Source organism: Clostridiales bacterium, from assembly GCA_018333995.1.
Lineage (GTDB): Bacteria > Actinomycetota > Coriobacteriia > Anaerosomatales > SLCP01 > JAGXSG01.
This window is the reverse complement of sequence record JAGXSG010000024.1, coordinates 1-5,154: the sequence shown is the minus strand read 5'-3', so window position 1 is coordinate 5,154 and position 5,154 is coordinate 1. Positions and strand designations below refer to the sequence as shown.

Sequence of the window (5,154 nt, the reverse complement as noted above, 5' to 3'; positions counted from 1 at the left end):
TGTGCGAGCCACTAATAACGAGTTGCGGCTCGCTACTGGACTGGCGGCTGGGTTCGCGATAGCGGCGTGGGTCAACCCGCTACTCGCAAGCCAGCTCTGGACGGTTCCTGGATCCGGCAGGGTGCTCGGTTCGCCTCGGGCGGCAGGATTGTTCCTGCTCGGGATGCCGGTTTCGTATGCCCTCATTTGGTGGGTGCTCCCGCTGACAGGTCCGGTCTTCTCGCTTCTGGTGGTAGCGGCGATCCTCGTCACGTTCACAGCCGTGAATCTGGTGATCGTGAGTTTGCTTCCCCCGTTCGAGCGGAGGGCGGCAAAGTTGCGCGACGCATGGCCTGCGGTTCTTATCGCACTCGTCCTCACGATGATACAGCTGTGGGCGGCCGCCTCCCTCAAGAGTTTCCTTGTGCAAGTAAGCGCCTGACTCATCGGCGGCGCCCCGCCCGGCAGGGACGTGTCAGAGCGTCCGGCTACTCTTCACTGAGAACAGATGTTCGATATGGAGGTGGTCGATTGTGGTCACGTTGATTGATGGCGGCAGTGTGCTCGAAGCGTACCTGGCGACGCTGGTCGATCGCTCGGTGCGTGCGCGGGGCGTGCCGGAAACGCTCGCTCAGGCCGCGTGTGAAGCGACGCTTCGCAATCTTTCGCCCTCGCGCGGACAGAGCGCCCATGAGATTCGCGCGAGGACACGGGCGTACTTCAATGCCACGGTGCGGCGCATGTCGGCGCGTTCTTCGGCACCGGAGGTGATAGCGTACCGGCGGCGGGTCATTGCCAAGCTCATCGCGGAGGACCTCAAGTGCGGCGGAGTGAGCGCTATGCGTATCGCGAGCGAGGTTGAGGAGTGGGCGTGCGGCAGAGCCTCAGCTTGACGTCACTTTCCCGATGAGGAGAACAGCACATCACCGGTCGCCCTATCGAGCACCCAAGTCCTGGTGTAGTCGAGAGTTCCGTCACCGGTCCCCCAAATCTCCACCACTATCCATGAGGGAACGCCCTCGACGTCGGCCGCTTCAGCGTAGTACGGGACAGCACGGGTCGTGCTAGGAAGTGAACGAGTGACGAGTTCGGCGAGATCCGCGGCTTCGGATCCCATGCCTCGCAACTCGACGAGGGCATCGCGCCTGAGGTTTGGCGCTTCAGTGGCAGGGGTCCCGGCATGCCGAGGTCTGTCAAGAGCGCTCGGTAGCTGTTCGACCTCCTGGAAGGTGTACGTCGCGCTCTCTGACACGAAAACGATCTCGCTCCTCGAGCATCCGGATCCCGATAGGGCCACGGCGACCATAGACGCGAACACGAAGCTCTGCAGCACGATACGCATCGCACCCCGCCTCTCCAGTGGGACTGGTCTGACGCACATGGTAGTGCATCCCGCAAAGCGGCGCTCGGCGTCTGTGGTACGGGTATAGTGGAGTGGTCGGACGGGTTGTGCGCGAGAGAGGAGAGCCCGCGTGCAAAACATCGTGTGCTTCGTGTCAGACTTCGGGCTCGAGGATGCGTGGGTCGGTGTATGTCACGCGGTGATTCATCGTGCGTGTCCTACCGCCCGGGTAGTCGATTTAGGGCACCAGATTCCTCCTTTTGACGTGCGAAAGGGTGCCGCGGTAGCCGCTGCCGGCGTCTATCAGCTGCCCGAGGCGATACATTTGATCGTTGTGGATCCGACCGTCGGAGGGGGGCGTCTTGACCTGTGCCTCGTTACGGGGACGGGCGTTCGTCTCGTCGGGCCCGACAACGGGGTTCTCATGCTCGCCGCAGAACGTGCGGGGGGCGTGGCGGAGGCGATCGTCATCGATCCATCCAAAGTCGATTTCCGCAAGCCGCTCGGTACGTTTTACGCGAGGGACGTCTTAGCGCCCGCGGCGGCGGCCCTCGCATGCGGGGTCGAGCCTCGATATCTGGGTACGCTTGTCCCACCCGAAACGTTGGTTCCCGTTCCGTTCCGTCCTACTGAGATAGACGGTGATTTTGTCGTGGCGGACGTGCTCGAATACGACCGATTCGGCTCGGTCAGACTTCGGGTAGCGGCCGGGCAGATCGAGGAACTCGGCCTCGCGCGCGACTATATCGAACTCGGCTTCGGTCATCTCGTGATCACGGTTCCGTTTGCCGAGACTTTCTCAGATGTCGCTGAAGGCGAACCGGTTGCGCTCATCGATTCGTCGGGGTGGTTGACGCTCGCTGTCCGTCAGGCGAGCGCGGCCGAGCGCTTCGGCATAGAGGCTGGCGCGCGAGTCCGTATTCGCCCGCGGAGCTAAAGCGCGCCGAGACGGCCGCTGTGTACGTGGGGCACCCCCTCGTGTCAGACCCTCCCGTTACCGTAAGACGAGAGATGGCGGATAACGGAGGGTGAAACCATGAAGCGGCAGTACGTCAGGGAACTCGCCGAGGGATCGCGAGTAGACACACTCTTCGCTCTGTGCGCAAAAGAGATGCGCGCGACCCAGCGCGGAGAGGCGTTCTTAGCGCTCGAACTGGGCGACAGGAGCGGTCGTATCCCAGCGGTGATGTTCAGGCCTCCCGCCGATGCGGCCGCCATTCCTACAGGTACGGTAGCGCGCGTGACAGGAACGGTAACCTCGTATCGTGGCAACAAGCGCGTTTCCGTTGAGGTGATCACTCCCGTTGCCACGTATGACCCTGCCGATCTCATGGAAGCGTCCAAACGTGATCGGGGTGAGACACTCGCGGGTTTCAAGGCGATCGCGGCGACCGTGAGAGACGCGTCGCTCAGACGCGTCTTGAAGGCTGTCTTTGGGGACGCTGGCTTTTTCGAACGCTTCGAGCGGTGTCCGGGTGCCCGCACGCACCACCACGCCTATCTCGGAGGGCTCATCGAACACACTCTCGCGGTCGCGACCGTGTGTCGCGCGCTTGAGGCCCTCTATGACCGTGTGGACGGAGACTTGCTCGTCACGGCCGCACTCCTCCACGACGTCGGAAAAGTTGATGAGCTCACCTACGGCACCACGGTAGGATACACAGATGAGGGAAGGTTGCTCGGCCACGTCGTGCTCGGGGAACGACGCGTGCGAGAGGCGGTCAGGCGAACCACTCGGGGCGTGCCGGAGGATGTGCTTACCCGCCTGTCGCATGCGCTACTGTCGCACCATGGCGAGCTTGAATGGGGATCGCCCCGGCGACCTTCAACGATCGAAGCGCTTCTCCTCCATCACGCGGACAACCTTGACGCGAAGGCGGACGGTTTCCTGTCATTTACGGGAGGGGCGATGCTGGTCGAGGAGAGGTGGACGGACGCCGAGAACTTGTTCCGGCGCCCGCTGTGGGCTCCTGCAGCCGCTAGCGAGCAACGTCCGGTGCCCGCGGTGGAAGACGCTCATCTGCTCGTGCGCACGTGACTCCCGTGGGCGCGGCGGTCACGACGCGGTGGTCACGAGTGGCGCATGCACTACAATCAGATGACACGCCGTCGTCGTTTGCGATTGATTGGAGGAGTCCTTGATGGTACTTCCCGCTGCAGAGATCGGAGTGTTTGGCGGAAGCGGTTTTTATGAGTTGATCGACAATCCGAGGGAATATCGGATATCGACCCCGTTTGGTGCCCCATCGTCGCCGGTAATGCATGGCGAGATCGGCGGTCGTGCCGTCGCTTTCCTGCCGCGGCATGGCAAGGAGCACTCTTTGCCTCCGCACATGATCAACTACCGCGCGAATCTTTGGGCGATGAAGGAGCTGGGAGTCACTCGGATCATCGGGCCCAACGCATGTGGTTCGCTACAGCCGGAGATAGAGCCGGGTGATTTTGTCATCTGTGACCAGTTCGTCGATCGGACATGGGGTCGCAAGGACACCTTCTTTGATGGTCCGGTGACAACCCACGTGTCAGCTGCGGATCCTTACTGTCCTGCGATGCGAGAGGTCGCCTACAGCACCGCATCGAAGCTCGGTATCCGTGCTCACCCCGCCGGAACGGTCGTCGTAATCCAGGGCCCCAGGTTCTCTACGAGGTCGGAGTCGAGGTGGTTCGCGTCCCAGGGCTGGGAAGTCATCAACATGACACAGTACCCAGAGTGCTACCTCGCACGGGAACTTGAGATCTGCTACTGCAACATCTCTCTCATTACTGATCACGACGCGGGCATCGAGGGCGTGGAGCCGGTCACCAACGAAGAGGTCGTGCGCGTCTTCAAGGAGAACAACGAGAAAGTGAAGAGCCTGCTGTATGAGATGATTCCAGCTCTCCCAGGCGAGCGCGCATGCGGGTGCGCCTCAGCGCTTGAGGGCGCCAGTTTCTAGCCGGTATCGTGACACTCGTGCGTGGTTACGTGCGGAGGCCGTCGTTGTGACATGGAGGTGATGCGGCCAGATGTTCAACCTGCCCTCGTTTAGGCTCGGACGTCTGTTCGGCATACCGCTCGAGATCAACCCGACGTGGCTGATCATCTTCGTGCTCGTTTCGACGTCCCTGTCGCTGAGCTACTTTCCAGCGGCGTTCCCGGGTCGAAATCCATGGGTGAACGTGTCGAGCGGTGTGATCACGACGCTGCTGTTTTTCGCCTCGATCGTCATCCATGAGTTGAGTCACTCACTGGTCGCTCGTACCGGTGGCATCAAGGTTCGCAAGGTGACCTTGTTCATGTTTGGCGGTGTCGCCGAGATGGAGCAGGAACCCTCAAGCCCTGGTAGAGAGCTTGTGATGGCGCTCGCGGGTCCGTTCGCGAGTTTCGTGCTTGCCGCGATGTTCTTCATGGGATACGTCACCGCTGTCTCTTTGGGTGTGAGCAACGTGGCGTGGGCACCCTTGCAGTACCTGTCGTTCATCAACTTCTGGGTCGGTGTTTTCAACCTGTTGCCAGGGTTTCCTCTCGACGGTGGCCGTGTACTGCGTGCCCTGCTGTGGGGCGCGTCCGGAAACCACCTTAAGGCGACGCTGTGGGCAAGCCGCGCGGGACAGTTCATCGGATACGCGATGGTTGCGTTGGCCGTCATCGGTGTGTTGCAGGGAGCATTCGATCTGATTTGGCTCGGACTTATCGGCTGGTTCATTGCGACATTGGCGGAAGGATCGTACCGCCAGCAGCTGCTAAAAACCACGCTCGAAGGCGTCGAGGTCGCCTCGATCATGTCGCCGGACCCGGTCGTGGCACCAGGCGTCATTACGCTGGACAGGCTCGCCGAGGAATACTTCCTCGG

The 5,154-nt window shown here is 61.6% G+C and carries 7 protein-coding genes; 6 read left to right on the top strand and 1 reads right to left on the bottom strand.

The window, feature by feature from the left end; genetic code table 11:
• Positions 1-421 (top strand): hypothetical protein (locus KGZ40_07080; GenBank protein ID MBS3957276.1); only part of this gene is annotated, 421 nt, incomplete at its 5' end.
• A 91-nt stretch (positions 422-512) separates the two neighbouring features.
• A complete protein-coding gene (locus KGZ40_07075; protein MBS3957275.1) occupies positions 513-872 on the top strand; it encodes a hypothetical protein in 360 nt (119 codons plus the stop codon).
• A 2-nt stretch (positions 873-874) separates the two neighbouring features.
• Here the strand turns inward: KGZ40_07075 and KGZ40_07070 are convergent, their stop codons facing one another.
• Positions 875-1,321: a hypothetical protein gene (locus KGZ40_07070; GenBank protein ID MBS3957274.1), complete on the bottom strand. Its 447-nt coding sequence runs from the start codon at positions 1,319-1,321 to the stop codon at positions 875-877.
• Between the two features lie 130 nt (positions 1,322-1,451).
• Here KGZ40_07070 and KGZ40_07065 point away from each other — a divergent pair, with 130 nt between their 5' ends.
• The 4 genes from KGZ40_07065 to KGZ40_07050 form a co-directional block, all read left to right on the top strand.
• A complete protein-coding gene (locus KGZ40_07065) occupies positions 1,452-2,258 on the top strand; it encodes an SAM-dependent chlorinase/fluorinase (protein ID MBS3957273.1) in 807 nt (268 codons plus the stop codon).
• A gap of 99 nt (positions 2,259-2,357) precedes the next feature.
• On the top strand, positions 2,358-3,359 hold the full coding sequence (locus KGZ40_07060) for an HD domain-containing protein (GenBank protein ID MBS3957272.1): 1,002 nt from the start codon (positions 2,358-2,360) through the stop codon (positions 3,357-3,359).
• A gap of 103 nt (positions 3,360-3,462) precedes the next feature.
• Positions 3,463-4,257, top strand: coding sequence for an S-methyl-5'-thioadenosine phosphorylase (locus KGZ40_07055; GenBank protein ID MBS3957271.1), 795 nt, complete (start codon positions 3,463-3,465; stop codon positions 4,255-4,257).
• A 70-nt stretch (positions 4,258-4,327) separates the two neighbouring features.
• On the top strand, positions 4,328-5,154 hold an 827-nt coding region (locus tag KGZ40_07050), incomplete at its 3' end, for a site-2 protease family protein (protein MBS3957270.1).

Bases quoted from the DNA above. Each gene is read 5' to 3' on its own strand.
- KGZ40_07070 (MBS3957274.1), bottom strand. From the start codon at position 1,321: ATGCGTATCGTGCTGCAGAGCTTCGTGTTCGCGTCTATGGTCGCCGTG.
- KGZ40_07060 (MBS3957272.1), top strand. From the start codon at position 2,358: ATGAAGCGGCAGTACGTCAGGGAACTCGCCGAGGGATCGCGAGTAGAC.
- KGZ40_07055 (MBS3957271.1), top strand. From the start codon at position 3,463: ATGGTACTTCCCGCTGCAGAGATCGGAGTGTTTGGCGGAAGCGGTTTT.